We start from the raw sequence: 1301 nt of genomic DNA on the forward strand, positions 1-1301 counted from the left end.
CAGGCTGCTGAAATACCAGTCGCGACGAAGCAATCATCGGCCAACGTGTGAGCCAGCAACTGCGATGCTGATCGCTTCGTATTGAAATCGACGTTCCCAGTGCTCGCACTGCACTGCATGAGGGACTCCAAACGCCCGATTCATGCCGCTTTCCCAGATTGCAGGCACACCTGTCCCAAGGTCCGCATTCGCACCAGGTTGTAGGCCGCCATGTTCAACACGAACATCTGGTCCACCTTCTCCAGCCCACGCACCATCGCCTGGCGAATGCGCCCGATCGACTTGGCCCAACCGAACCCCTGTTCGATCAGCTTGCGCTTGCGTTGCGAGACCGCGTACCCATCACTGGCCGCAATCTCCTCCGCAACCGCAGAGCGGCGACCGGAGGTGTTCTGCGCCACATGCGGGACGACTCGCATTTCCTGCAGCGCCTCGATGAACTCGGCCGCGTCGTAAGCCTTGTCCGCGCCCGCCGTCACCTCCGCGTCCTCCGCCGCCGCCTGGCGCGCGTCGCCCAGCATCGCCTTGGCCGCCTCGCGCTCGGCGTAGCCATCGGCGCGCGTCACCCGCGCATTGGCGATCAGTCCATGCCGGTTGTCGCTCAACGTGTGCCCGATGTAGCGCAGTTCGCTTGCCGTGTTGCCCTTGCGGTACAGGCGCGCATCGGGATCGGTCGTGGACGCATGCGTCTCATTGCTGCGCTTGCGGCCCTTGAAGTCGCTGCCGTCCTCGTCGTCCCCGTCCTTGCGCACGAAACTCTTGTGGCCCGCCCACGCCTGGATCAGGGTTCCGTCCACGCTGAAGTGCTCACCCGACAGCCAGCCCCGATCATCGGCCATCGCCACCACCTCGTTGAACAGGGCGACCACCGCATCGTGCTTGATCAACCGCTCCCGGTTCTTGCTGAACACTGTCGGCACCCACACCGCATCGTCCATCGACAACCCGATGAACCAGCGATACAGCAGGTTGTACTGCACCTGCTCCATCAACTGCCGTTCCGAACGGATGCTGTAGAACACCTGCAGCAGCATCGCCCGCAGCAGCTTCTCCGGCGCGATGCTCGGCCGGCCGCCTTTGGCGTCGGCGGCATACATCTGGGTGAAAAGCCCATCCAGCCTGATCAGCGCTTCGTTGACCATCCCCCGAACTAGGCGCAGCGGGTGATCGGCGGGCACGAAGTCCTCCAGACGCTTCACCGTGAACAATTGCTCCATGAAAACGTCGGTTCCGCGCATGAAGGGGCATCCGTTGGGTCGTACCGAATAGTCTATCGAGGTGGGCGGTATTTCAGCAGCCTG

The 1301-nt window shown here is 63.0% G+C and carries 1 protein-coding gene; it reads right to left on the reverse strand.

Features of this window, described 5'->3' with window-relative positions; genetic code table 11:
* Positions 1 to 140: 140 nt before the first annotated feature.
* Positions 141 to 1238 (reverse strand): IS5 family transposase, encoded by a 1098-nt coding sequence (locus tag XarjCFBP7645_RS21240; RefSeq protein WP_104537473.1) that lies wholly within the window; start codon positions 1236 to 1238, stop codon positions 141 to 143.
* Positions 1239 to 1301 lie beyond the last annotated feature (63 nt).

Origin of the sequence: Xanthomonas arboricola (assembly GCF_002940665.1) — a bacterium.
In the GTDB taxonomy this organism is placed as follows: domain Bacteria; phylum Pseudomonadota; class Gammaproteobacteria; order Xanthomonadales; family Xanthomonadaceae; genus Xanthomonas; species Xanthomonas arboricola_B.

Excerpts from the sequence above, each read along its gene's own strand:
- XarjCFBP7645_RS21240 (WP_104537473.1), bottom strand. The coding sequence starts at position 1,238 with ATGCGCGGAACCGACGTTTTCATGGAGCAATTGTTCACGGTGAAGCGT.